We start from the raw sequence: 21,373 nt of genomic DNA, 5'->3' as shown, positions 1-21,373 counted from the left end.
CCGTCGGCATACTGGAAGACCTCCTTGTTGGAGATGTAGTCGAGGATGTCGTTGCCCTTGTTGTAGTGGATGCCGAGGCTCTGTTCCTGAATGAAGGCATTGTAGGAGATGGCGTCGACCTGCAGGCAGGCGGCAAGCGCGATCGGACCAAGCGGGCAATGCGGCGCGACCGCCACGTCATAGGCTTCGGCCATGGCCGCGATCTTGCGGCATTCGGTGATGCCGCCGGCATGCGACAGATCCGGCTGGATGATGTCGACATAGCCGTCCGACAGGACCGACTTGAAGTCCCAGCGCGAATAGAGGCGTTCGCCGAGCGCGATCGGCGTCGAGCAATGGTTGGCGATTTCCTTCAGGGTTTCGCGGTGCTCGGAGAGAACAGGTTCCTCGATGAACATCAGCTTGTAGGGCTCGAGCTCCTTGGCAAGAACCTTGGCCATCGGCTTGTGCACCCGGCCGTGGAAATCGACGCCGATGCCGACATGCGGGCCGATCGCCTCGCGGATGGTGGCGATGGTCTCGACCGCCTTGTCGATCTTCTCGTTGGTATCGACGATCTGCATTTCCTCGCAGCCGTTGAGCTTGATGGCCTTGAAGCCGCGGGCCACAACGTCCTTGGCGTTGCGGGCGACGTCGGAGGGGCGGTCGCCGCCGATCCAGGAGTAGACCTTGATGCGGTCGCGCACCTGGCCGCCGAGCAGCGAGTGGATCGGCTGGCCGAGCGCCTTGCCCTTGATGTCCCAGAGCGCCTGGTCGATGCCGGATATCGCCGACATGTGGATGGCGCCGCCGCGATAGAAGCCGCCGCGATACATGACTGTCCAGTGGTCTTCGATCAGGAAGGGATCCTTGCCGACAAGGTAATCGGCAAGTTCGTGGACGGCGGCTTCGACGGTCAGCGCGCGGCCTTCGATAACCGGTTCGCCCCAGCCGACGATGCCCTCGTCGGTTTCGATTTTCAGAAACAGCCAGCGCGGCGGGACGATATAGGTGGTCAGTTTGGTGATCTTCATCATGGGCCTGTTCATGCGAGTATAAGGTCTGCGGCTTTTCCCGCTGCAGCCATGACAGCAGCGTTGGTGTTGCCGCTGACGATCGCAGGCATCATCGACGCGTCGACTACTCGGAGGCCACGTGTCCCCCTCACCCGCAAGTTCAGATCCAAGACCGCCTCCGGGTCGCTGTCGCGACCCATTTTACAGGTCCCTACGGGATGGTAACCCGTCTTGACAGTGCGTTTGCAGTGAGCAGCCACCGCCTCGTCGCTGGTCACGTCGGGTCCAGGAAAGATCTCCTTCTCGATCAGATCTCTCATTGGCGATGCATCGAGGACCGTTCGCGCGAAACGGAAACCTGCCATAGTCAGACGCAAATCGTCCGGATGGCCAAAAATCTGGGTGTCGACGATTGAGTTCTCCAATGGATCCGCCGAAGCCAATGTTACCGAACCACGTGCCTTCGGTCGGAGCAGAAGCGAGTTGATTGTCACCCCGTCACCAGGTTCCGTCCCCATGACGTCCCGATCAAGATAGACGGTCGGGACACAAAACATCTGAATGGTGGGACGTTCGTTATTGCCGTCGGGGTCATAGAACGCGCACGTTTCGACCCCAGTGGTCGACACCGGCCCCGACTTGAACATCAGATACTGCAACCCCGCCTTGATCATCGGCCAGCCCCGATCCTGGCCATAGTAACCAAATGAACCCTTCGTGGTCGCGACCACCGGGCATTCGTAGTGGTCCTGCAGGTTCTTTCCGACACCGGGCAAGGCGACGGTAGTTTTGAGGCCGTGCCGCGTCAGCTCATTCTCAGGACCGATGCCCGACAGCATAAGAAGCTTCGGCGTCTGGTACGCGCCTGCAGCGAGGATAACCTCCTTGCCAGCCTCTGCTCTCTTACTGGTCCCATTTTGCACATAGTGAACACCGGTCACTTGGTCGCCATTCATCTCAAGCAATGTAACCGTTGCTTCAGTTTCGATCGTCAGCAGCGGGTTGTTCATGATTGGTGTGAGAAAGGCGTCAACAGCGCTGGAGCGCTTGCGCGTCTTCCAATCAATCGTGTGCTGCATAAAGCCGACCCCAAACTGGCGTTCGCCATTGAAGTCTGGATTGTAGGGGATGCCCATGCCCTGCAGTGTCTTCACGTATGTTCGCGTCATCGGACTGGTATGGCCGAGATGCGAGATCTTTAATGGTCCGCCTACTCCGTGAAACTCACCAGCAAGGTGGTCATTATCTTCCTGCGCTTTGAAATAGGGCAGCAAATCGTCATAAGACCAGGCGCCGTCGTTAGACCCCTCCGGTGTCACGAGCTCGTTCCAAAAATCGAAATCGGCGGCCTGGCCTCGCATGTAAACCATTGCGTTGACTGTGCTGCCGCCTCCCAGCACCTTCCCCTGTGGTACGATCGGGCCGCGTCCGTTCAGTTGGGGCTGTGGCTTCGTCTGATGCATCGAAAGATACGTGTCCTTGGCGAGGAACTTCATGTACCCCGCTGGAAAGTGCATGATGGGGTTTGCCTTCGCAGGACCTCGCTCGAGTATCAGAACTTTGGCTTTGCCGTCACGCACCAGCTTTGACGCGACGACGCAAGCGGAGCTGCCTCCGCCAACGATAATGTAGTCGTAACGGTCTCTGACCGACATTCATGAACTCCGGTTTGTAAATCAGATGTTTGACGGACGCAGGCGCATACTTCCCGAAAAACTCTCGCCCGGCTGCAAGACCTTCAGGTCACCGAGATCAGATAAATTGTGTCCGTTGGCCAAATGGCTCATCGGCTCAAAACAGAAATAGTCCCGCTTGAAGTTCGGATCGAAGACTGCGTCCGACACGAAGATAAAGGCGTGCTTGAAGATAGCATCCGCCGTCAGGTGCAGCGCCGTGTGCCACTCCGGCCATGTTATCAGGGCCTCGCCGCTCCAGTCTTCGAAACCGTTATTGACCCATCGATTGGGCAATGGCGCTGGCGAGGTGAAATCGAGGTCGGAGGGAATTTCAGTTCGTTCACCCGGCAGCCAGCCTTCTGCTTCGGTCCAATATTTGCGCGCCGGTGCCTGCAGGGCGGTCCTGGCCGTCATCGGAAAGTAGGGATGCCAACCGAGGCCGAACGGCATCGCGCGCGCGCCACGATTTTCGACGGCGAGGGTCACCGTCAGCTCCTCTTCATTTAATGTAAACTGTTGGTGAGCCCGGTATTCGTAGGGAGTTGCTCCGCCCCTGTGGGTGAAGGTCATTTCCGCGGATTGAGGCGTCCTCCGTCCGAGGGTCCACTCTGACTGCCAACCCTCTCCGTGAAGATAGTGCCTGTCCCATCTGGTATTTGGTGTGAACTGGTGGTCAACACCGTCGAATTGGAAACGGTTGTCCTTCACTCTGTTTCCAAAGGGAACGAGCGGATAACAAGAGGAACCCAACGCATCAGCGTTATCCGACTGGCTCGGGCGCAATAAAGGAACCTTGCCGATGCCGACGTCTCGCCAAAAGCCAAGCACGAGTCCGCCCTTTGTCGAAATCCGAAGCGAGAGGGAACCGGCTGCGAGGTTAATTACCGACATGCATCAACCCTTGTTGCGCGACATGCTGCGCTTGATTGCCTGAATGTTGGCAAGCACCGCAATAACGATAATAAGGCCGCGTACCACCTGCTGGAAAAAGGGGTTGATCCCAAGCAGAACAAGGCCATTACCGATGAGGGTAATAACAAGGACGCCGAGTAGCGTGCCGAGCATCGAACCTCGCCCACCCGAAAGCGAGGTGCCCCCAACCACAACTGCGGCAATAACGTCAAATTCCAGACCCGTCGCAGCCGTGGCGTTTCCGGATCCAAGCCGTGAAACAAGCAAGATCCCGGATATTGCGGCCATGGCTCCCGCAATTGCAAAAAGCGCGACACGGATTTTCGATACGCTGATGCCGCTCAGGAACGCTGCATGAGCATTGCCGCCAATCGCAAAGACAGACCGACCGAAGGCGGTCTTTCGGCTAACGAATGTGAAGACCGCAAATAGCAGCAGCATTATGATCGCAGCCGGAGGTATTCCAAGAAAGGAGCGATCCAATGCGTCCAGGGTATCATTCCGCCCGATAGAAACAGGAAGCGCGTCCGTGACAAAGAGAGCCGTGCCGCGCAGGGCACTCCAAAGGCCAAGAGTGCCGACGAAGGATGGGACATCGAAATAGGCCCGCAGGGCACCCGCGATAGAACCCAGTAACGCGCCGACGACGATTGCAAGTGCGAATGCGATCGGAGTGGGAACACCCCACTGCAAGAAAAATGCCAGGATTACGGAGATGAATGCCACCATTGGTCCGACGCTGACGTCGATCTCACCAGCAATGATGATGAGCGTGGCAGCCCATGCGGCAATGCCGATTGTTGCGGCATCGCGAAGAATGTTGATCTGATTGTTGAACGATAGGAAGCCGTTCGCCGTTGACGTAAAGACGACATAAAGCACAGCGATTGCCACGAACAAGCTCAGTTCGTTCATATGCTGCGAGAAAGTGAAACCCGAGTTCTTTGAGCGGGCGGAAGTGGGCTTTGCAGCCTGATCGAGCGACATCTTATGTCTCCCTCAATGTCCTGCGATGCAGGCGGCCATCAAGGCGTCCTGATCGATGTTTGGTGATTTGAATTCTTCGTGCAGAGCCCCATCCCGCAGAACGAGAACCCGGTCGCAAACCAGGGGCAGCTCCTCGATCTCGCTTGAGACGAAGACAATGCTGCGCCCTTCGGCGGCGAGCTGACGGATGATTGCATAGATCTGTGCTTTCGCCTCGACATCAACGCCTCGCGTCGGCTCATCAAGCAGCAGAACACGGCTGTTGGCGTAGACCCACCGGCCGATGACCACCTTTTGCTGGTTGCCACCCGACAGCGTGCCAATCGGTGTATCGGTGCGTGCCGTCTTGATATGCAATCGCTCTATGACTTTGCGCGTCGCGTCGGTCATCAGTTTGGAGGACAGGATCCCGCGCTTGCTGACGCTGGCAAAATTCGTCGCCAACGTATTTTCGTCGACGCCGAGAAGCGGGACGATCCCCTCCTCCTTCCGGCTTTCGGGCGTGTATCCAAAGCCACTCGAAATCATTCGCTTGTATTGGCCCGGTTGAACCGCCTTGCCGTCAACGAGTACGCTGCCCTTGTCCGGGCGGCGGACACCCATGATTGCCTGGAGCAGTTCGGTGCGTCCAGATCCGAGCAGCCCGGCTATCCCGAGGACCTCGCCTGCTCTCAGGGCGAAAGAAACGGCGGTGAGCTTGGGAGCGAGCGTCAGCTCTCTTACCTCGAGAACTGTCTTCTCCTGGCTTCTGTTTTCGAGCGCCGCTGCTTGAGACGCTTCTGAGCCAAGCATGAGCCGGACGATCTCGCGTGTATCAGCGCCCTTCACGTCCACGGTATCGATAATGCGGCCATCTCGCATAATGGTCGCGGAATGGGCGATCTGGCGAATTTCATTCATGCGGTGGCTGACATAGATGACGGCGATCCCTTCAGATGCAATCCGCTTAACCGCCGCGATTACCTTTTCTGCTTCCGCTGCCGCCAGTGAGCTCGTCGGCTCGTCAAGGATGACGAGCTTCGGCTTGCCGAGAAGGACACGAGCTATCTCAAGCAATTGGCGCTCTGCCGGGCTCAGGGCAGCCACAAGCGCGTTGGGGGCCCGGTCAAGACCCAGTCGGCTCATCGCCTCCGAGGCTTCGGCCTCCATGTCGGAGTATTGTATGATGCCCGCCTTTCGCGGCCACCTCCCCAAGAACAGGTTTTCCGCAAGCGTCATTCCCGGCACCAGGCTGAGTTCCTGGTAGACCACCCGCACTCCCTTGTCGAAAGCGTCCTGCGCCCGGCTAGAACCTGTATGACGGAGTTCCTCCCCATCGACCGCAACGGTTCCGCGATCTGGAATTTCGGCGCCGGTCAGAAGCCTGATGAGCGTCGACTTGCCAGCACCATTCTTACCCAGAAGCGCCCTTACTTCGCCCGCAGCAACTTCAAAAGTTGCGTTGTCCAGCGCCAATACGCCGGGATACTGGCGAGTGCATCCTTGAATCGATGCGAGCGGATGCCGAGCCGTTGCCTGAACGGAGCGCGATATCTGTGTCATGAAGCTTTCCATCGCTGAGGAGATGCCGCCAGTCGCCTGGCGGCCTCGATTGTTGGTCCCATCAGGCCAAAGACATCACGGGATACCGTCGGCGTGCGCCTTCAACCAAGCTTTCCCGTCTTCGGAAGACTTGTAGAGATCAATGTCGTACGCAACCTTGATGCCTTCCGGCGGCTGGCCATCGATCGACTTGATGGCCTGCGCAAGCGCGAGCTTGCCGAGACCCTGGCCTGAAATGTCGACGACCGCCTTGATAACCGTGAAATCTGCAATTTCCTGCGCGATCTCGGTCGTCATATCGCCGCCGAAAACGACAACTTTGCCGGTCTTGCCCTGGCTTTTGACCGCGCGAGCGGCACCAAGCGTTGCGCCACCGGCTTCGCCGAAGAAAGCGTCTATGTCGGGATTGGACGATAGCATCGTGCTCGCGACAGAGACGGCCTTGTCAAGGATCGCACCTTCCTGGTTGGCGACGATCTGGGCGCCCGGAACCTTCGCCTTCAATGCTTCTTCGAAGCCCTTACGGCGAGTAACGCAAACTTCGACAAATTCGCAATTTAGAACAGCGATCTTCGGCGCGTCCTTCTTCTCTGCAATGAAATAGTCGGCAGCCGCATCGCCCAGCTTATGCCCAAAATCGTAGGGGTCGCCGACCGCGTAAGCCGAAATATATTCCTTCATGTCGGCGTCGTTCAGGCAGGTATTGTAGCAGACGACAGGAATGCCAGCTTCATGGGCGCGACGGATTGCACGATTGGAACCGTCAGCGGAAACCGGAGAGACGATGATTGCCTGTACGCCAGAGGAAATCAGCGAGTCGATGAAAGAAGACTCCTTGCTCACGTCACCTTGAGCATTCGTCTCGATGATGTCGAGCTTGCGGCCAGCGTCATTCGCCCCCGTTTGAATGCCTTTCCGGACACCGGCGTAGAAACCCTGCGCATCCATATAGATCGCGCCGACTTTCAAATCCTTGTCCTGGGCGTAGGCCGGCGTGATCAACGCGGCGCTGAATGTGCTGAGCGCCAAAATGGCGGCGTTCGTGACGAGCTTGATCGCTCCCTCCCTTTTGAATGCGAAATCGATGGATAATCCGCCTTGCGGCTCCACCGTCACCAGCAAACAATATTATTCATCCGATTAATGTCAATATAAATACGATTTATTTTTTTATAAGTGTGGTTTTTCTGGCGAGTTTCGTGCTAGTTGAATTGGGTAAGGGTGGGCGAAATGAACCGACAGCCATTGTCGAAGAATGGCGCGAAGCCAGGAATGCGGAGAAGTGATGCGAACCGAGAGGACGTTGACGGAAAGCGGAGAGGAGATCGCGGGCCGCGGAAAGCGTTCCGTCCGCGAAGCGCTGTTGACGCAACTCGTCGAGCAAATTGTCTCAGGGGAACTAGCCGAGGGTTCGACACTTCCGAACGAGGCGGACTTGACGGACAGGTTCAATGTCAGCCGCACCAGCTTGCGTGAGGCGATGCAATATCTGGTAGCGTTGGGGATGACCCGCTCCCGCACGAGAGCGGGAACGATCATCCTCCCACGCGAGAACTGGAATTATCTCGATCCTCTCGTGCTCGATGTGATGTTGTCCATAGGTGGCGACGAGACATTCTATACTTCCCTGATCGACGCACGACAGCTCCTGGAGCCTGCAGCTGCCGCACAGGCGGCCACGAATGCCACCGCCAGGCAGCTTTCTCGCATCGCCCAAGCGTATGAGGACATGGTGGATGCCAATTCCCGCGATAACGAAGAATGGAGCCGAGCAGACCTGGACTTCCATACGGCCATCATCAATGCCAGCGGCAACTGGGTCTACAGGCAGTTTGCCAGTGCAATCAGAGCCGCCCTACTCGCAAGTTTCCGCCTTACAAACCGCGCGAGCCAGTCTCACGAACAGGCTCTCGAGAAGCATCATGCAGTCCTGGATGCTATCAGGATGAGAGAGCCACAGGTTGCCCGCGCTGCTATGGAAACGCTTATTGGCGTGGCCAGAGCCGAGATTACGGATGCACTGAGGCTCGACAAGTGCAAGTGAACGCGTCGAGGCATATCCGGCGCATCCATGCATCAGCCATAAGCACCACCGTTTCCGTCCCAGATCATCGCCGGAAATGCGGCTTTCAGGCATGACGCCGGGACGTGAGCAGGGCTGAATGACAAAGGCCGATCGTGCGGCCTTTCCAGTGCGACACTGTCAGCCTCCCTTCACGGTCAGTGGCTTGCGTCCCGACCACAGGAGTGGGCCATGCTCTACCACGAACAATCCGAAAGATGCCGTCCAGCCGATCGCGGCTACAGCAAGGATTTCCGTCGTCAGCGCGGGAACGAGTTCGGCAAGCGGCCGGACAAGTGCAACGCAGCCAAGCAGGACGTAGGAAATATTGGTCGTCCGGCTCGATTTCAGTTTCCGTCCGGTATGGCCGCGCGTTGCCCGCGTCATCACCGCCAGCATCATCATTGAAATCGTGCCGATCGCGAAGATATGCAGCACGCCCACTTCGGGCAGCCATCTGGATGCTTGAAGAGCGATGGCGGCAAAACCGATCGGCACGAATAAGAAGGTGGCATGCAGGACGAACAGAATGGGCTCCGGCCAGGTGGCCCAGCCCCGCCAGCGGACCAGCCTGATCGTGTTCAGGATCGCCGCGACGCCCGCCACCCCGCAAACAGCCGTGGATTCCGGCACGCACGTCCACAGGACAAGCGCGACCGCACCGATGATGATGGTTGCTGCATCGAAGGTGTTATACGGCACCGGAAAGTCCGTACGGCCGAACTGATTGATCCAGTTGCGGGTGAAGCTGGGCAGGATCCGACCCCCGACAATCGTCACGAGCAGCACATAGGCACCGATCCCGAGACGGATCGCGAGTTCCGGGCCTACGCCCTCGATGACCTGGATATGAAAGACCAAGTTTGCGAGCGAAAGGACAAAAAGTCCCGCGATAACTTTTAAATCCTTCCATTTCTTGCCGGCTACGACCTCACGCGCGCAGATAACGAGCATGACAGGCAGAAACAGGCTGTCGATGGCGGTCGCAGCGATGATCCCGACCGAGCCGCTGGCCAGCATCGCGATACGGCCGGCGCACCAGATTGCAAACAGGACTGCCAGCGGCCTTCCGGCGATCGGCAGGCGGCCGGTCCAGTTCGGGATCGCCGTCAGCAAGAAGCCGGCCAGCACCGCCGGTGCGAAGCCGAACAGCATCTCATGCGCATGCCAATACAATGGTCCGTAATCCGATGCGACAGGGATGCCGAAGTTGAGATAGGCCACCCACAGGTCGAGGCTTGCAATAGCCCAGAGCGCCGATGCCAGGAAGAAGGGCCGGAAGCCATAGGAGAAGAGGACCGGTCCGGTTCGCGACATGCCGCGCGGAAAATCTCGCGCGGCATCCGAAGTGTTTTTCATTTCCGTGTCTCCAAATTGACGACACAGCAATGCCGAGGATTGTCGGGGCAGTCGTTGAGATTACGCAAACAGCGGCGGCAGAACTTTGCGCTGACACAAATAGTCAGTTTGCTCCAAATCAAAGAGTCCAATGGGGTTTCTACTACCTTCCTTCTCGACCGGGCGGCGTTCGCTCGCTCTTCGACTACGGGAGATTAGAAATGACGAACACTCTGCAAATGACCCGTCGCACGATGCTTACGGGCGCTGCCGTCGCAGGAGCGCTAACGCCGATCATCATCGCGAATAGCGCTGCCCATGCCGACGAGGTGGTGGCAGCGAACGCGCCCAGGAAGGCGCCGACAGTCGACTTCACCAAGCTTCAGCGAGAAAAGGTCGAACTGGTCAAGCCACCCTTCGTCCATCCACACAGCCAGAAAGCCGAGGCTGGCCCGAAGATCAAGGAATTCACGCTGACCATCCAGGAAAAGAAGATGGTGCTCGATAAGGATGGGACCGAGGTGAACGCGATGACGTTCGACGGTTCGGTGCCCGGCCCGCTGATGGTCGTCCACCAGGACGATTATGTGGAGCTGACGCTGGTCAATCCCGAAACGAACACGATGCAGCACAATATCGACTTTCACGCCGCAACGGGCGGGCTTGGCGGCGGTGCGCTGACGGTCGTCAACCCCGGCGAAAGCACCGTCCTGCGCTTCAAGGCGACAAAGGCAGGGGTCTTCGTCTACCACTGCGCACCTCCCGGCATGGTGCCCTGGCATGTCACGTCGGGGATGAACGGCGCAATCATGGTTCTCCCGCGCGAGGGTCTCACCGACGGCCATGGAAAACCCCTCGTCTACGACAAGATCTACTATGTCGGCGAGCAGGATTTCTACATCCCGCGCGACGAGGCCGGCAAGTTCAAGAAATACGACAGCCCCGGCGAGGCCTACGAGGATACGCTTGCGGTGATGAAGACGCTAACCCCGACCCACATCGTCTTCAACGGCGCCGTCGGCGCGCTGACGGGCGACAATGCGATGACCGCCAAGGTCGGCGAGACCGTGCTCATCGTGCACTCGCAGGCCAATCGCGACACGCGACCGCATCTCATCGGTGGGCATGGCGAATATGTCTGGGCGACCGGCAAGTTTGCGAACGTGCCCGACATAGACCAGGAGACCTGGTTCATCCCGGGCGGCACAGCGGGTGCGGCGCTCTACACTTTCGCGCAGCCCGGCATCTACGCCTATGTCAACCACAACCTCATCGAGGCATTCGAACTCGGTGCGGCTGCCCACTTCAAGGTCACCGGGGACTGGAACGACGATCTGATGACTTCGGTGAAGTCGCCGTCGGCCAGCTGACCTTGATGGGACTGTGCAGGCCGTGAGGGCGGCCTGCACAGTATGTTTTCTTTAAAAAGGGGGCGCATGTTGCGAAAAGGACATGACACCGCATGCCGAGACTGCAGGAATTTCCGGCATTTCGATCGTACTTCCGCTTGTGCTTCTTGCGGTCCTTTCGGCAACGCTTGCGGTTGAGGCCGGGTTGATAAACATCGGGCGGCGCGATGCCGCATTTGCCGCTCCCGAGGTCATAACCATTGCACCCCATGAATTCCAGTATCGCGACGCGACTGAGTATTTCCGCAAGGGCCTGGCGGTCGATGCGCCGAAGCGCGAGGCCTACGTCCGGATGCCCCTGACGATCATGAGATATCAGACCAGCCTTTTCGAATATGACCGTTGCGTGGCCGATGGCGCCTGCCCCGAACCGGAAGGGCGAAGCACAACCTCCGGCGACGACACGCCGGTCACCGGCGTCAGCTATGAGGACGCGTTGCGCTACGCGAACTGGCTGTCGCAGAAGTCGGGCGAGCAATGGCGGCTTCCGACCGACTTCGAACTCGCCTACGCTGCCGCCGATCGTTTCCCCGACGACGCACTCGGCACCGATGCGAACAGCAAAAACCCTGCGTTGCGCTGGCTTGCAGACTATGAACGCGAGGCGCGACGCACAGCCTCGAGCGACCCGGCGCCGCAGCCGAAGGGATGGTTTGGCGTCAGCCAGACCGGGCTTGCCGATTTCGGTGGAAACATCTGGGAATGGACCTCGACCTGCAACAAGCGTGTCGACCTCGAGAAGGAAGCCGTCGTCGACGAGCCAGACCCGGCGAACTGCGGTATCATGATCGCCGCCGGCAGGCACCGCGCTCCGATGAGCACTTTCGTCAGAAACCCCAAAGGCGGCGGATGCTCGGTCGGCAGCCCGCCCGACAATCTTGGTTTCAGGCTCGTCCGGCGGCTGGGCTTCATCGAGAGCATCGAAGACTTCACGCGCCGCGTCGCAGCCGATATGATCGGCGGCGCCATTTTCAAAGAGGTTCAGCAGGACGACAATGAAGGTTGACCGTACAGTTTTGAAGTCACTGCCGCTTTTCGAGCGCATGACGGATGCCGACCTCGACGTCATGCTCGAGCACGCCACACCGCGCCGCATCGCCCAGGGCGATGCGGTTTTCGAGCAGGGAGCTGCCGCGAAATCGTTCTTTCTGCTGCTGCACGGCAGGCTCAAGGTCACGCAGGTCACCCATGACGGCCAGCAGATCATCGTCAGGATGGTTCATCCGGGCGACCTGTTCGGCTTCGCCATGGCGCTGCGCCGACAGGACTATCCGGGAACAGCCACGGCCGCAGCGGAAAGTCTCATTCTCGGATGGCCGACCGACATGTGGTCGCGGTTCGTCGAGCAAAATCCCCGCCTGGCAATGACTGCCATGCAGACGATCGGCCAGCGGCTTGAGGAAGCGCATACGCGCATCCGAGAGATGTCGACCGAAGAAGTGGAAAAGCGGGTTGCCCATGCCGTGTTGCGTCTGTCCAAACAAGCCGGCAAGGCGGTCGGAACCGCGATTAAAATCGATTTCCCGATATCGCGGCAGGATATCGCCGAGATGACGGGTACGACATTGCACACGGTGTCGCGAATCCTCAGTACCTGGGAAGGCAAGGGCATTGTCGAGGGCGGCAGGCAGAAGTTGACGGTCACCGATCCGCAGCGTCTTCTGAGACTGGCGGAAGGCAAAGGCGATTAGCTCGCAGATTGTCGGGCGGCTTCCCGGATGAGGACCCCAATGCGGGCCGAATATTCAGTTGCTCCCCACTGGGGCCACAGGCAGGCTTCGCAGCGCTCGGAGGCAATGGATAACCTGTGCGGCAAAAGTCCGCGCACGCTCGCCGTCCTGATCATTGCCGGCAATATCCCCGATGCTCAGATAGCTGTCGACGAGTAGTTCGAAGAGCGGAAGGGCGCTTTCCAGCGCGGCCTGCGACGATCTCGACATATTCGGCGCGCTTTCGAAAGGCGCTTCGCCCAACGATTTTGCCCTGTGGTTCGACTGGTCCACAAGAGATCGCAGTTCGTTATTTTCCCTTGGACCAACAGCTTTCGCCGCCATCGATTGGAGATGAAGCCCCAGCCTCTGTTCCAGCGAACCCAAGGTTTGCTGGCCAACGACCTGGAGGTCTTCGCCTTCGGCCGCATGCCGCTCGCCATCTCCGCACGCTGTGCTCATGCCCGTTCGAAAGGGCGAACCAAGGACAACTGCCAGTTCGTCTGCCAGGAGGATCCTGATGGCATTACAGTCAAAACCATTTCAGGTCAGCCCTTTCTTGCCCTGAATGGCGTCCAGACGCTTTCGCATACATGTCAGGCGCTTCTTGAGCCCCTCGACGAATGGACAGGATGGGGCGTCAGTTCGCTTCGACTATCGCCGCAGACCTGCGACATGGTCGAAGTGTCCCGGACTTTTCGCGGGATGTTGAACGGAGAAATCGAGTCTGGGCAGGCGTTGGCGAGGTTGCGCGATCTTTATCCGGACATTCCGCTATCGAACGGGTTTCACCACGGCAAGACCGGCGCGGAATGGGTCGCGCGCCTGAGAAACGCAAAGGAAGCGACACAATGACCACGAGCCTGGCGGAAAGTGATGCTGCTGGCGACAGAAAGATCTTCTCTGCTCTGCGTCAGATAAAGGCCTTTGCAAAGGACCCGGATTGCGACTGCAGTTGTACCCTCATTATCGCGGAATTGCTCGCACGCCTGGCCCCAAGACAAAGAGCCGCCGTTGCGCAGGAGCTGTTCATGTCGGCACTGCGTCAGCGGACGAAGGTCGGAACACTCCTCGAGCTTCTGAAGGAACTCTATCAGTTCGGACCCGCCTCTGAGATCGGCGAGGTCGAGGAGGCGGCTCTGATTTTCGACGATGTGGCAAAACAGGCAAGAATGGGCTCTCTGCTTCTCAGAGCCTTCGCCGCCAACCGGCGCGACGTTGTTGACGGTCGGCAAACTTTTATCGCCAACCAGGCCGGGGAACGTCGGTCATGACCGCAGACGGCCGCCGGGACCGACATGTCGACGTGCTCGAGTTCATAAGTTGTGGCGGCTCGACCGGAAGCGAGGCGCGCGCAGCACTCGAATTGCTTCTCCTGCAGACACGGTCGATCCTCACGCCGGGACCGAATGCCGGCGAGCGATTGGACGGTCGGCGCGGGCGCGGCGACAATAAGGCGGGCGCACGTCCGTATCCGTGAGTCCGCGTCCTCGGCTACCGCCGCCAGCAATTGACCGCCAGTTCACGAACATCATTGCATTTGCGCCAGATCAAGTACGGCCGAGGCGGAAGGTTTAAGCTCGTCACATGACTAGGAGTGATTGAAATGGGAAGCTTTAGCACCTGGCATTGGCTGATCGTCCTCGCCATCGTCCTCATCCTGTTTGGACGCGGCAAGATCCCCCAGCTCATGGGCGACGTCGCACATGGGATCCGGGCCTTCAAGAAGGGCATCGATGACGGGCAGGTTAGCGAGAAGGACAGGGACGGCGATGCAGATCGATCTTGATCCGGATCAATGCGTGTTCGGTCATGGTTGAACGTCCGGGGAAGCCCAAGATGGAATATTCGATCATCTCGGCCCGGTTCGACGACGCGGAAAAATGCGGTCGCGTCGGTCTTCGAACCGCCGAGCAAATCAGGTCACTGATCGTCACCCGGCGATCGCTACTAAGCGTCGCCTCGCCCCCGCGCGCGAGTGAGGCGCGGCTTTTCCAGTTTCTGCATAGCTTTTGCGAAATCGCGCTCACCTATGGCAAATGCGATCCGAGGCAGGCCGGGACCCTGATCGTCACAGCAACCGACGTAAGACGTTGGCGCCGCGGTTATTCACAGTCAGAACCGCTGTGGACGTGGCACGGTATCGACAGTACAATTACACCCGTTCCCCGCCGAATTGATCCATTGCCTAGCTTATGCGCTTCGGCAGAAACGCTCGAATGCTTCGCGGGTGCATAGGTTCTGGAGATGTTCCTCGTCCTGATCGTCCGCGAGATGACGAAGCACCAGCTTGAGCAGTTCCCATTCGGTGGCGCGGTTGCGATTGAACCACGACGCCTCCGCAATATCGTCATAGATGTGGAGAACGCGCCTGGCGGTGACTGGATCGAGATCTCTCAGGAGCATGGTGGGAGAGGCCGCTTTTCGAACATGGATTACATCCCTATGGTGATGCGAGAGCTTCGCTCGTCTTCAATGAGGCAGCACAACAGGGGTGATGATGTCTTCGCATGACGGACGAATATCGCATGCCGTTGCTATCGCCCCTCGGCTTGCTCGTCCTTGATAAATCTCAATCTGGCCGGAGCGGTACTCGAACTGATACAGATCAAAACCGTCCGTCAGAAATCATGAGAAGGGTGGCAGACAATCAAGGACCGGATTTGATGAACCTGCCGACATTCGTTATCGCCGTCTTCACGCTGCTGATCCTTCCAGGCCCCACCAATGCGGTTCTGGCCTTGGCGTCGACAGCGCTGACTGTCTGGCGGTCTCTGTCGCTCATCGCCTCGGTGGTGCTCGCCTATCTCGCAATCATCGTTCCGGTGTCGGGCATCGCCGCCCCGCTCCTTAATGGCCATCCAGGCATCGCCTGCATCGCCAAGCTCGCTTCGGCGATATGGGTTCTCTATCTTGCGCTCAAGCTATCGGTTCCGGCACCGGCGGGCCGCCAGAACGCGCTCGGCATCGGTCAGCTCTTCGTCACGACGCTGCTCAATCCCAAGGCCATCATCATCGGCCTCACCCTTGTGCCTGCCGTCCAGGCGGGAGTGCCCGCAGCGATGGTGGCATTCGTCTGTTGCGCAACGGTGACGTCGGCAACATGGCTTGGTATTGGCGGTCTGCTTGTCGGGCGCCACGCGCAAATGCCACCTCTTGCGCGGCATTGCGGTTGCGCGGTGCTGGTCGCCTTCTCCCTGACACTTGCCGTCAGCGCTCTTTGGACCTGAGACCTGTGTGAGATTTTCATGCCGGATAGCGCGGCCTTAAGACACCTATGAGCCATCGTTCACGTGGTTATACAGTGCCGGTGACTGTCTGCTGGCGTGACCTTTGGCGCGCTTCGACGATGGGTCTCTCCGGGTCCCTAACGCGCCTTCATAAACGACCAAACCGAGATAGCGCTCGCCCGTTTAGTCCCAGATATGCACAAAAATTGCGACAATCATCATATATGACATGTCAAATTCAGGTCAGCCGTGCCGCTGACGCAGGGACCCACATAAGGAATCCGCTAGCCTTCGGACCGATCATCTCGTCTCGAGTATCCTCTCCGCTTTCAGCTCGCGCAGAGCTTCTTCAACGCATTCTCCACTCCCTTGCGAAGGGCAGCCGAGATCTCGGGTTCGAATGTTGTGACAACGTCACCAAACTCGCCGCCGGCCTCAATGATCTCGATCGAACTTCCGCTCATGACACAGGTGGCAAGATTGGCCTGCAGGTGAATTCGAGCCTTTGCCGAAAAACCGCCCTGGAGAGGGGCATTGTCCGATGTCCGGCAGGCGAGCGTGCCGAGTGCGCTTGCCTCGGCCAAATCTCTGTCAACCCGGATTTCAAGCGTGTCGATCCTAACGAAGTCGAGCTTATCGATGCCCAATTGGATCTTCACGCCCAGGACCGATTGCCTGACCTTCAAAGGCTTGCAGGGCTGGGCTGCCCCAATCGCTCGTTCGAGAACATTGGCGGCGGATGCCGGCGAGCTCAAGAAGGGGGTGACGACGATGACCGCTGTGAACGCCATGCACCTCAGAAGGTGCCGGGCGTTCCGGTATGTCATGGCCTGACGTCTCAGCTCGCCGGGCGAGCCTGTCAAGCCAGACCCCATCTTCGAACGAATTTCAAAATGATCGACACGCATGCTCATCCTCAGGTCGAAGTGTGTCTGGCGACATCAGAATACAGCGTCCTTATGCAAAGGGAAGAATGTTGCATCAGGTCCCCAAATACCCGGCTCCAGCGTAGCGGCAGGCATCGGTTCCCAAATCTATCGCCGGAGAAACTTCGACCCGATCGCGACAAACGTGGCTGTCAGCAATGGGGAGCGAACTGTGCGATGGCACAAAACCGCCGATGTCCCGGCTGTCAGCCAGAGCAATCACCACACCCTCTCATCGCAATTCTACTCGCAGTTGCCTCATCGAAGCGCGCTGGATGGTGGTTTCGGAAGGGACAAGCGCCAGGAACGCGGCCAATGCGGTCTCCTATGAAGGAGTCTCGCAGTCCGAGCGCGAACACGCAAGAACCCGTCGCCGCATAATCGTCCTGGACGTCTTCCCAGGTGGATCGTGTATTTGTCAACAGAGGCACGTCGCCGTTCGGTGAGATCGTCAAGGCTGGCGCTCCCGCAGGCAAACAGCAGGCGGGCAGAGCAATGCCCGGGGTCTGGCACTGTCTCCGCCCGTCCCTCGATCGGCGAGGCCGGTCGATCTCTTATGCCTGTTCCAAACCGTCGCAGAGCGACTGCGACACCCACGCTAACCCTTCCGTCAATGCGTCATTGCAGGCTTTGGCTTCCTTTCCGTCCATTGCGGCGGAGCGCCGTACTTCGAAGCGACCACCCCAAGCAGCCCGGGTGCGCGGCCGAACGCATCGCAGGCAGCATATTTCGGCTTTCCGCCGAGCCAGGACCGAGCGCGTTGTCTTGACGGAAGTGAGAGGTTCAGTGCCTTCGGTTCCTTTCCGGCGATCAGCACCCGCGAAAAATCACCGGCAAATTTTGTTGCGAGGCCATAAGCGTCCCCGACCTCGGAAACGCGGGGATTGTCCTGAATGGAGTTGGCGCCACGTGCCCACAGCATTGCGGCATTTTGCATTCCAGTGGCGTCGAGCGCTTCGGCTTCGATCGCCAGGCCACCGAGGCCGAAGGGGAGGCGCGGCACGCTCACAGGCAAGGCAAAGCCCGAACCAACGCTGACGACGGTTGCGACCCCGGCAACGGCTTTGTTGGTCGGAACGATGTCGGCGACGACCGAACGGACGGTCAGATCTGCCGGCTGGCCGGCTGGGACCATCTGGTATTTGTCGCTTAGCGCCACGCACAGCGCCCGGTCGAGAGCGTTGGAAACCAGAGACCGGTCGGCCTCGGACTTGATTTTGGACGCAGCGCTGAAGGAAAAGACGGTCGGAACGATAGCGACGGTCTTTACCCGTGCCAGTTGCTGCCCGTCGGCGTAGAGCCGTTTCTTGCCGAGCGTCCCCTTCGATGGACCGAGATTCGTGTAGGAGGCCAGCGTTCCCGCCTCCTTGAGTGGCACGGCAGCACACCCGGAAACGGTTGCCGTTATCAGTAAGGCAATAAACGCCAGGAGCGATGCCCTGGACTGCTGGTTGAAAAGCGGTTGGTTGAAAAATCGACGACGTGAATGCGAATTGCTGGGCATGTTTCTCGTTGGCCTCTGGTCATGACGATGACCGGACACTCGGAGCAAACAATTGCTACACCATTACATGGTCCACCGTTTGCTGCATTTGGATGCAGGATCGATACTTCTGTTCCCTGCTCGACGCCAATGCAATCAACGTTGCTCCGCTGAACCATGTGCCCGGCGCTGTCGTAACCCTTATGGGAGCGATCGAACGTCTCGACGGTTCTTTGCGCCGGCAAGGTCCGCAAGTGGCAGGGCGCTTTGCCTGGTCACGACATTGCCAAGCTCAGGGTCGAACTGGAAGGAAGCCGCGACTATCTGATTGAAGCGGCAGGCATCAAACCACTTTATTTCTGAGCAGCCCAAGCAACGAGTGGCTCTTATTTTGGTCACTCATCGCGAGTGGGCGTCAACAGAATTGTCGACGCCGCCACTCCTTCGTCTCCTGGCGCCGGAAGCTGAATAGTTATTTGGCTGAGCGGGTCAGCTCCCCTGCGGTTGGCACGAGAGCTAACATTTTCAAGCCGAAGATTGGTTCAGAACGAAAGACGCGTTCCCGATCAGCCGCCAAGTACAAATCGAGAAAATGCGAGGGAATTCTGCGCATCCTCATCCATCTTCGCTTCGTCTGCGCCGTCAGTCAGGTCCCGCCAGACCCGAATGTCAGAGCCAATCGTACCACCGGTCTTGACGAATGGTTCCATGACGACAGCGCCACTGTAGTCGATCTCGCGGAGCGCGAGGCCTATCTCATGCCAGGGTATTCTGCCTTTCCCCGGCACCCGGCGATTGCTCTCTCCAGTGTGGAAATGACCTAGCAAGGGGCCAGCGGTGCGGATGGCATTGCCGAAACTGTCCTCCTCGATGTTCATATGGAAGGTATCGAGCATCACCTTGACGTTTGATTTGCCGACGTCCTTTACGAAGGCAACGCCTTCGGCGGCAGTGTTCAGGACGTGGTTTTCGAACCGGTTCAGCACCTCGAGGCAAAGGTTTATGCCCAGGTTGTTTGCGAAGTCTGCAATGCCGTGAATGCCCTCGACACCACGCGCCCGATCACCGGCTTTGTCGATCGGCTGCGAGTAATCAACCGGCCAGTACGAGTGGAGTGCACCGCCGATCGTCTTGATATCAAGCTTGGCTACGTTGGTGAGAGTTTGCTCGAAAAACGCCTTGCCAGCTGCCCGTACCGCACTGTCAGGCGACGACAGGTTTTTGGACCTGGAAGGACCGATCCCCGCGGTCAGAATGATACCGTTGTCCTTCGCGCTCTGCTTGATCGCTGCGAGATCTGCATCGCTATATTCATTGATGTGATGCGCGGCGACTTCGAGAATGTCGAACCCGAGCTTCGCCACCTTTTCGACGTACGGGCCAAACTTGGCGCTCCATTCATGCTCCCAGTAGGAGTAGTAGATTCCGTATTTCATAAGAGTCTCCCTTAGGTTTCAGCTGTATTGGTTGGTGGCTGGCAGGACCGCGGCGCCGACGAAGGCGGCAACGAGACCTTGAGCCGAAGCAGCGAACCGAAAGCCGTTCGGTCCGACATAGCTAGTTGTTGTCGATGCGTCGGTCGGGCTCAGCACTGCCAGAGATGATGGCAAGACCGTTTGGCAGATCGTTCTCTTCGACCTTGCGATTGATTTCCGTCGGATCGAGCCCGAAGGACCGCCAGCGATCCTGGAGCCGTTTGCGTAGATTGTCCTCGCTGACATCGACGAAGACAGTGAAGTCAAAAATTGGTTTGAGCCTGCCCCACGGCGCTTGGCGGGAAAGAAGGTAATTCCCTTCACAGACAATGATATCAGTTGATTGCGGGATTAGACTTCCACCGGCACGGGCGATTTCGATCGAACGATCAAACACGGGGACGGCGACGACGTCGTCTTCGTTTGCCTTGAGTCGCTCGAGCATCCGACGGAACCCGTGCGCGTCGAAGGTGTCGATGGCTCCCTTAAACGGCCGTCGGCCCATCTGTTCCAAGACGACATCGTCGTAGTGATAGCCATCCATGGGGAACAAAGCCGCATTGACACCATGATCCGCCTTGAGCCGTTGCACGATCCGCTCGGCAAGAGTTGATTTTCCCGAACCGGGTGCACCTGCAATGGCGATCAACACTCTCTTGCCGCCATTTTCAGATAGCCGTTCAGCGGCGACCCTCGCGATCTCACCCGCGTTTTCTTCAATATTGCTCAAGGAACTCCTCCCTTAATTTCGGGCTAGTGCACTAAGGCCTATGCGCCAAAGCCTTGCATTCCGTATTGCGCGGCCTTGCCGCGCAGAAACGAGAGACCGCTTCCCATGACTTCCTCTTCGTCGCGAGCAACCGGACGCCAGGTGGAAATGTCGCCGGCCATCTCGCGCGGCATGCTGACAAAGCTCTCCAGGACAAGAGCGCCTTTGAAGCCGATTGCTGAAAGGGCAACGAAGATCGAATCCCAGGGTACGTTGCCTGCACCGGGGGTTCCGCGATCGCTTTCCGACATGTGCATGTACTTGAGGTGATCGCGAGCGGCGAGAATGCCGTTGGCGGCCCCCTTTTCCTCAATGTTCATGTGGAACGTGTCCAGATGGACGAAGACGTTGTCCATTCCAATGCGCTCGACCAGCGCCGCGGCCTGCTCCGCGGTGTTGACGAGATGGTTTTCGTAGCGGTTTACCGCTTCAACGCCGAGCTGGATGCCCTTGGACTTAGCGCGTCGCGCCGCCGCCTCGAGGGCACGGGTAAGGTTGTCGTACTCAGCCTCGGTTGGCAGCGAGCCGGTTCGTTCGTTGGTACCACCAAACGTCACTCCGGTGAGTGCCTCAGCGCCCATCTCGGCGGCCTTGTCTATTGCTACTTCAAGATGGCGGATGGCGGCCTCTGGTCGCTTTGAGGCCCAAGCCGCCTCAGGAAGCACGAGCGAGCATGCTGCCCTGATCCTGTTCTTTGCCAAAAGCGAACGGGTGTGCTCGGCGTCTACAGAGGGTGCGTCGACCAATGGGATTTCAATGAACCCGAGCTGGTACTTCGTTGCACCGGCAATGGCCCGCTCCGCGCCTGCGCGGTCCCAGTTCATTGTCCACATGCTTGCGTGAATTCCAAAACCCTGCAC

General features: G+C 58.6%; 22 protein-coding genes and 1 pseudogene. 9 read left to right on the top strand and 14 right to left on the bottom strand.

Features of this window, described 5'->3' with window-relative positions:
- From dgoD to AC1DUP_RS22320, 6 genes are all read right to left on the bottom strand, one after another.
- On the bottom strand, positions 1 to 1,013 hold a 1,013-nt coding region (gene dgoD / locus AC1DUP_RS22345; protein WP_477834493.1), incomplete at its 3' end, for a galactonate dehydratase.
- Positions 1,014 to 1,024: 11 nt separating this feature from the next.
- Positions 1,025 to 2,650 carry a GMC family oxidoreductase gene (locus AC1DUP_RS22340; RefSeq protein ID WP_477834491.1) on the bottom strand — a complete coding sequence of 542 codons (1,626 nt, stop codon included), beginning with the start codon at positions 2,648 to 2,650 and terminating at the stop codon, positions 1,025 to 1,027.
- Positions 2,651 to 2,671: 21 nt separating this feature from the next.
- Positions 2,672 to 3,562, bottom strand: coding sequence for an aldose 1-epimerase (locus tag AC1DUP_RS22335; protein ID WP_477834489.1), 891 nt, complete (start codon positions 3,560 to 3,562; stop codon positions 2,672 to 2,674).
- A 3-nt stretch (positions 3,563 to 3,565) separates the two neighbouring features.
- Complete coding sequence (locus tag AC1DUP_RS22330; RefSeq protein WP_113298834.1) at positions 3,566 to 4,570, bottom strand: ABC transporter permease; 1,005 nt, start codon at positions 4,568 to 4,570, stop codon at positions 3,566 to 3,568.
- Between the two features lie 12 nt (positions 4,571 to 4,582).
- On the bottom strand, positions 4,583 to 6,124 hold the full coding sequence (locus AC1DUP_RS22325; protein WP_477834486.1) for a sugar ABC transporter ATP-binding protein: 1,542 nt from the start codon (positions 6,122 to 6,124) through the stop codon (positions 4,583 to 4,585).
- Positions 6,125 to 6,187: 63 nt separating this feature from the next.
- Positions 6,188 to 7,168: a substrate-binding domain-containing protein gene (locus AC1DUP_RS22320; protein WP_113298836.1), complete on the bottom strand. Its 981-nt coding sequence runs from the start codon at positions 7,166 to 7,168 to the stop codon at positions 6,188 to 6,190.
- Positions 7,169 to 7,397: 229 nt separating this feature from the next.
- Here AC1DUP_RS22320 and AC1DUP_RS22315 point away from each other — a divergent pair, with 229 nt between their 5' ends.
- Positions 7,398 to 8,156 carry a FadR/GntR family transcriptional regulator gene (locus AC1DUP_RS22315; RefSeq protein ID WP_113298837.1) on the top strand — a complete coding sequence of 253 codons (759 nt, stop codon included), beginning with the start codon at positions 7,398 to 7,400 and terminating at the stop codon, positions 8,154 to 8,156.
- Positions 8,157 to 8,315: 159 nt separating this feature from the next.
- Here AC1DUP_RS22315 and AC1DUP_RS22310 read toward each other — a convergent pair whose 3' ends face one another.
- A complete protein-coding gene (locus AC1DUP_RS22310) occupies positions 8,316 to 9,533 on the bottom strand; it encodes an NnrS family protein (protein ID WP_477834484.1) in 1,218 nt (405 codons plus the stop codon).
- A 200-nt stretch (positions 9,534 to 9,733) separates the two neighbouring features.
- On the opposite strand from AC1DUP_RS22310, the gene nirK reads away from it, so the two are divergent.
- The 3 genes from nirK (at position 9,734) to AC1DUP_RS22295 (ending at position 12,612) form a co-directional block, all read left to right on the top strand.
- Positions 9,734 to 10,882 (top strand): copper-containing nitrite reductase, encoded by a 1,149-nt coding sequence (gene nirK, locus AC1DUP_RS22305; protein WP_113298839.1) that lies wholly within the window; start codon positions 9,734 to 9,736, stop codon positions 10,880 to 10,882.
- 82 nt (positions 10,883 to 10,964) lie between these two features.
- Positions 10,965 to 11,927 (top strand): SUMF1/EgtB/PvdO family nonheme iron enzyme, encoded by a 963-nt coding sequence (locus AC1DUP_RS22300; RefSeq protein ID WP_477834481.1) that lies wholly within the window; start codon positions 10,965 to 10,967, stop codon positions 11,925 to 11,927.
- The gene (locus AC1DUP_RS22295) at positions 11,917 to 12,612 is read left to right on the top strand and encodes a Crp/Fnr family transcriptional regulator (protein ID WP_477834479.1); all 696 of its coding nucleotides are present in this window, start codon (positions 11,917 to 11,919) and stop codon (positions 12,610 to 12,612) included. The genes AC1DUP_RS22300 and AC1DUP_RS22295 overlap by 11 nt, the downstream gene beginning before the upstream one ends.
- Before the next feature lie 54 nt (positions 12,613 to 12,666).
- On the opposite strand, the gene AC1DUP_RS22290 is transcribed toward AC1DUP_RS22295, so the two are convergent.
- Positions 12,667 to 12,861: a hypothetical protein gene (locus tag AC1DUP_RS22290; RefSeq protein ID WP_477834477.1), complete on the bottom strand. Its 195-nt coding sequence runs from the start codon at positions 12,859 to 12,861 to the stop codon at positions 12,667 to 12,669.
- A gap of 177 nt (positions 12,862 to 13,038) precedes the next feature.
- On the opposite strand from AC1DUP_RS22290, the pseudogene AC1DUP_RS22285 reads away from it, so the two are divergent.
- From AC1DUP_RS22285 to AC1DUP_RS22270, 4 genes and pseudogenes are all read left to right on the top strand, one after another.
- Positions 13,039 to 13,485: pseudogene (locus tag AC1DUP_RS22285) on the top strand (U32 family peptidase); the annotation flags it as partial.
- Positions 13,482 to 13,904, top strand: a complete 423-nt coding sequence (locus AC1DUP_RS22280; RefSeq protein WP_477834475.1) for a hypothetical protein — start codon at positions 13,482 to 13,484, stop codon at positions 13,902 to 13,904. The pseudogene AC1DUP_RS22285 and the gene AC1DUP_RS22280, both read left to right, overlap by 4 nt.
- Positions 13,901 to 14,110 carry a hypothetical protein gene (locus AC1DUP_RS22275; RefSeq protein ID WP_477834473.1) on the top strand — a complete coding sequence of 70 codons (210 nt, stop codon included), beginning with the start codon at positions 13,901 to 13,903 and terminating at the stop codon, positions 14,108 to 14,110. Before AC1DUP_RS22280 ends, AC1DUP_RS22275 begins: the two co-directional genes overlap by 4 nt.
- A gap of 126 nt (positions 14,111 to 14,236) precedes the next feature.
- Positions 14,237 to 14,419: a twin-arginine translocase TatA/TatE family subunit gene (locus AC1DUP_RS22270; protein ID WP_113298862.1), complete on the top strand. Its 183-nt coding sequence runs from the start codon at positions 14,237 to 14,239 to the stop codon at positions 14,417 to 14,419.
- A 404-nt stretch (positions 14,420 to 14,823) separates the two neighbouring features.
- Here AC1DUP_RS22270 and AC1DUP_RS22265 read toward each other — a convergent pair whose 3' ends face one another.
- The gene (locus AC1DUP_RS22265) at positions 14,824 to 15,036 is read right to left on the bottom strand and encodes a hypothetical protein (protein WP_477834471.1); all 213 of its coding nucleotides are present in this window, start codon (positions 15,034 to 15,036) and stop codon (positions 14,824 to 14,826) included.
- A gap of 260 nt (positions 15,037 to 15,296) precedes the next feature.
- On the opposite strand from AC1DUP_RS22265, the gene AC1DUP_RS22260 reads away from it, so the two are divergent.
- Positions 15,297 to 15,860 carry a threonine transporter RhtB gene (locus AC1DUP_RS22260; RefSeq protein ID WP_477834469.1) on the top strand — a complete coding sequence of 188 codons (564 nt, stop codon included), beginning with the start codon at positions 15,297 to 15,299 and terminating at the stop codon, positions 15,858 to 15,860.
- A gap of 329 nt (positions 15,861 to 16,189) precedes the next feature.
- Here AC1DUP_RS22260 and AC1DUP_RS22255 read toward each other — a convergent pair whose 3' ends face one another.
- The 5 genes from AC1DUP_RS22255 to AC1DUP_RS22235 all read right to left on the bottom strand — a co-directional run bounded on the left by AC1DUP_RS22255 (position 16,190) and on the right by AC1DUP_RS22235 (position 21,373).
- On the bottom strand, positions 16,190 to 16,651 hold the full coding sequence (locus tag AC1DUP_RS22255) for a hypothetical protein (protein WP_477834467.1): 462 nt from the start codon (positions 16,649 to 16,651) through the stop codon (positions 16,190 to 16,192).
- A gap of 745 nt (positions 16,652 to 17,396) precedes the next feature.
- Positions 17,397 to 18,290, bottom strand: a complete 894-nt coding sequence (locus AC1DUP_RS22250; RefSeq protein ID WP_477834465.1) for a DUF3313 domain-containing protein — start codon at positions 18,288 to 18,290, stop codon at positions 17,397 to 17,399.
- Positions 18,291 to 18,835: 545 nt separating this feature from the next.
- The gene (locus AC1DUP_RS22245; RefSeq protein ID WP_477834463.1) at positions 18,836 to 19,705 is read right to left on the bottom strand and encodes a D-psicose 3-epimerase; all 870 of its coding nucleotides are present in this window, start codon (positions 19,703 to 19,705) and stop codon (positions 18,836 to 18,838) included.
- A gap of 121 nt (positions 19,706 to 19,826) precedes the next feature.
- Positions 19,827 to 20,474 (bottom strand): nucleoside triphosphate hydrolase, encoded by a 648-nt coding sequence (locus tag AC1DUP_RS22240; protein ID WP_477834461.1) that lies wholly within the window; start codon positions 20,472 to 20,474, stop codon positions 19,827 to 19,829.
- Positions 20,475 to 20,512: 38 nt separating this feature from the next.
- On the bottom strand, positions 20,513 to 21,373 hold the full coding sequence (locus AC1DUP_RS22235) for a sugar phosphate isomerase/epimerase family protein (protein ID WP_477834460.1): 861 nt from the start codon (positions 21,371 to 21,373) through the stop codon (positions 20,513 to 20,515).

This window comes from Rhizobium sp. 01L419 (assembly GCF_056400025.1).
This window is presented reverse-complemented; position numbering and strand designations above follow the sequence as displayed.

What these genes read in the sequence shown, in the direction of transcription:
- AC1DUP_RS22340 (WP_477834491.1), bottom strand. Translation starts at nt 2,650, where the DNA reads ATGTCGGTCAGAGACCGTTACGACTACATTATCGTTGGCGGAGGCAGC.
- AC1DUP_RS22335 (WP_477834489.1), bottom strand. Translation starts at nt 3,562, where the DNA reads ATGTCGGTAATTAACCTCGCAGCCGGTTCCCTCTCGCTTCGGATTTCG.
- AC1DUP_RS22330 (WP_113298834.1), bottom strand. Translation starts at nt 4,570, where the DNA reads ATGTCGCTCGATCAGGCTGCAAAGCCCACTTCCGCCCGCTCAAAGAAC.
- AC1DUP_RS22325 (WP_477834486.1), bottom strand. Translation starts at nt 6,124, where the DNA reads ATGGAAAGCTTCATGACACAGATATCGCGCTCCGTTCAGGCAACGGCT.
- AC1DUP_RS22315 (WP_113298837.1), top strand. Translation starts at nt 7,398, where the DNA reads ATGCGAACCGAGAGGACGTTGACGGAAAGCGGAGAGGAGATCGCGGGC.
- AC1DUP_RS22310 (WP_477834484.1), bottom strand. Translation starts at nt 9,533, where the DNA reads ATGAAAAACACTTCGGATGCCGCGCGAGATTTTCCGCGCGGCATGTCG.
- nirK (WP_113298839.1), top strand. Translation starts at nt 9,734, where the DNA reads ATGACGAACACTCTGCAAATGACCCGTCGCACGATGCTTACGGGCGCT.
- AC1DUP_RS22300 (WP_477834481.1), top strand. Translation starts at nt 10,965, where the DNA reads ATGACACCGCATGCCGAGACTGCAGGAATTTCCGGCATTTCGATCGTA.
- AC1DUP_RS22295 (WP_477834479.1), top strand. Translation starts at nt 11,917, where the DNA reads ATGAAGGTTGACCGTACAGTTTTGAAGTCACTGCCGCTTTTCGAGCGC.
- AC1DUP_RS22290 (WP_477834477.1), bottom strand. Translation starts at nt 12,861, where the DNA reads ATGTCGAGATCGTCGCAGGCCGCGCTGGAAAGCGCCCTTCCGCTCTTC.
- AC1DUP_RS22280 (WP_477834475.1), top strand. Translation starts at nt 13,482, where the DNA reads ATGACCACGAGCCTGGCGGAAAGTGATGCTGCTGGCGACAGAAAGATC.
- AC1DUP_RS22275 (WP_477834473.1), top strand. Translation starts at nt 13,901, where the DNA reads ATGACCGCAGACGGCCGCCGGGACCGACATGTCGACGTGCTCGAGTTC.
- AC1DUP_RS22270 (WP_113298862.1), top strand. Translation starts at nt 14,237, where the DNA reads ATGGGAAGCTTTAGCACCTGGCATTGGCTGATCGTCCTCGCCATCGTC.
- AC1DUP_RS22265 (WP_477834471.1), bottom strand. Translation starts at nt 15,036, where the DNA reads ATGCTCCTGAGAGATCTCGATCCAGTCACCGCCAGGCGCGTTCTCCAC.
- AC1DUP_RS22260 (WP_477834469.1), top strand. Translation starts at nt 15,297, where the DNA reads ATGAACCTGCCGACATTCGTTATCGCCGTCTTCACGCTGCTGATCCTT.
- AC1DUP_RS22255 (WP_477834467.1), bottom strand. Translation starts at nt 16,651, where the DNA reads ATGGCGTTCACAGCGGTCATCGTCGTCACCCCCTTCTTGAGCTCGCCG.
- AC1DUP_RS22250 (WP_477834465.1), bottom strand. Translation starts at nt 18,290, where the DNA reads ATGCCCAGCAATTCGCATTCACGTCGTCGATTTTTCAACCAACCGCTT.
- AC1DUP_RS22245 (WP_477834463.1), bottom strand. Translation starts at nt 19,705, where the DNA reads ATGAAATACGGAATCTACTACTCCTACTGGGAGCATGAATGGAGCGCC.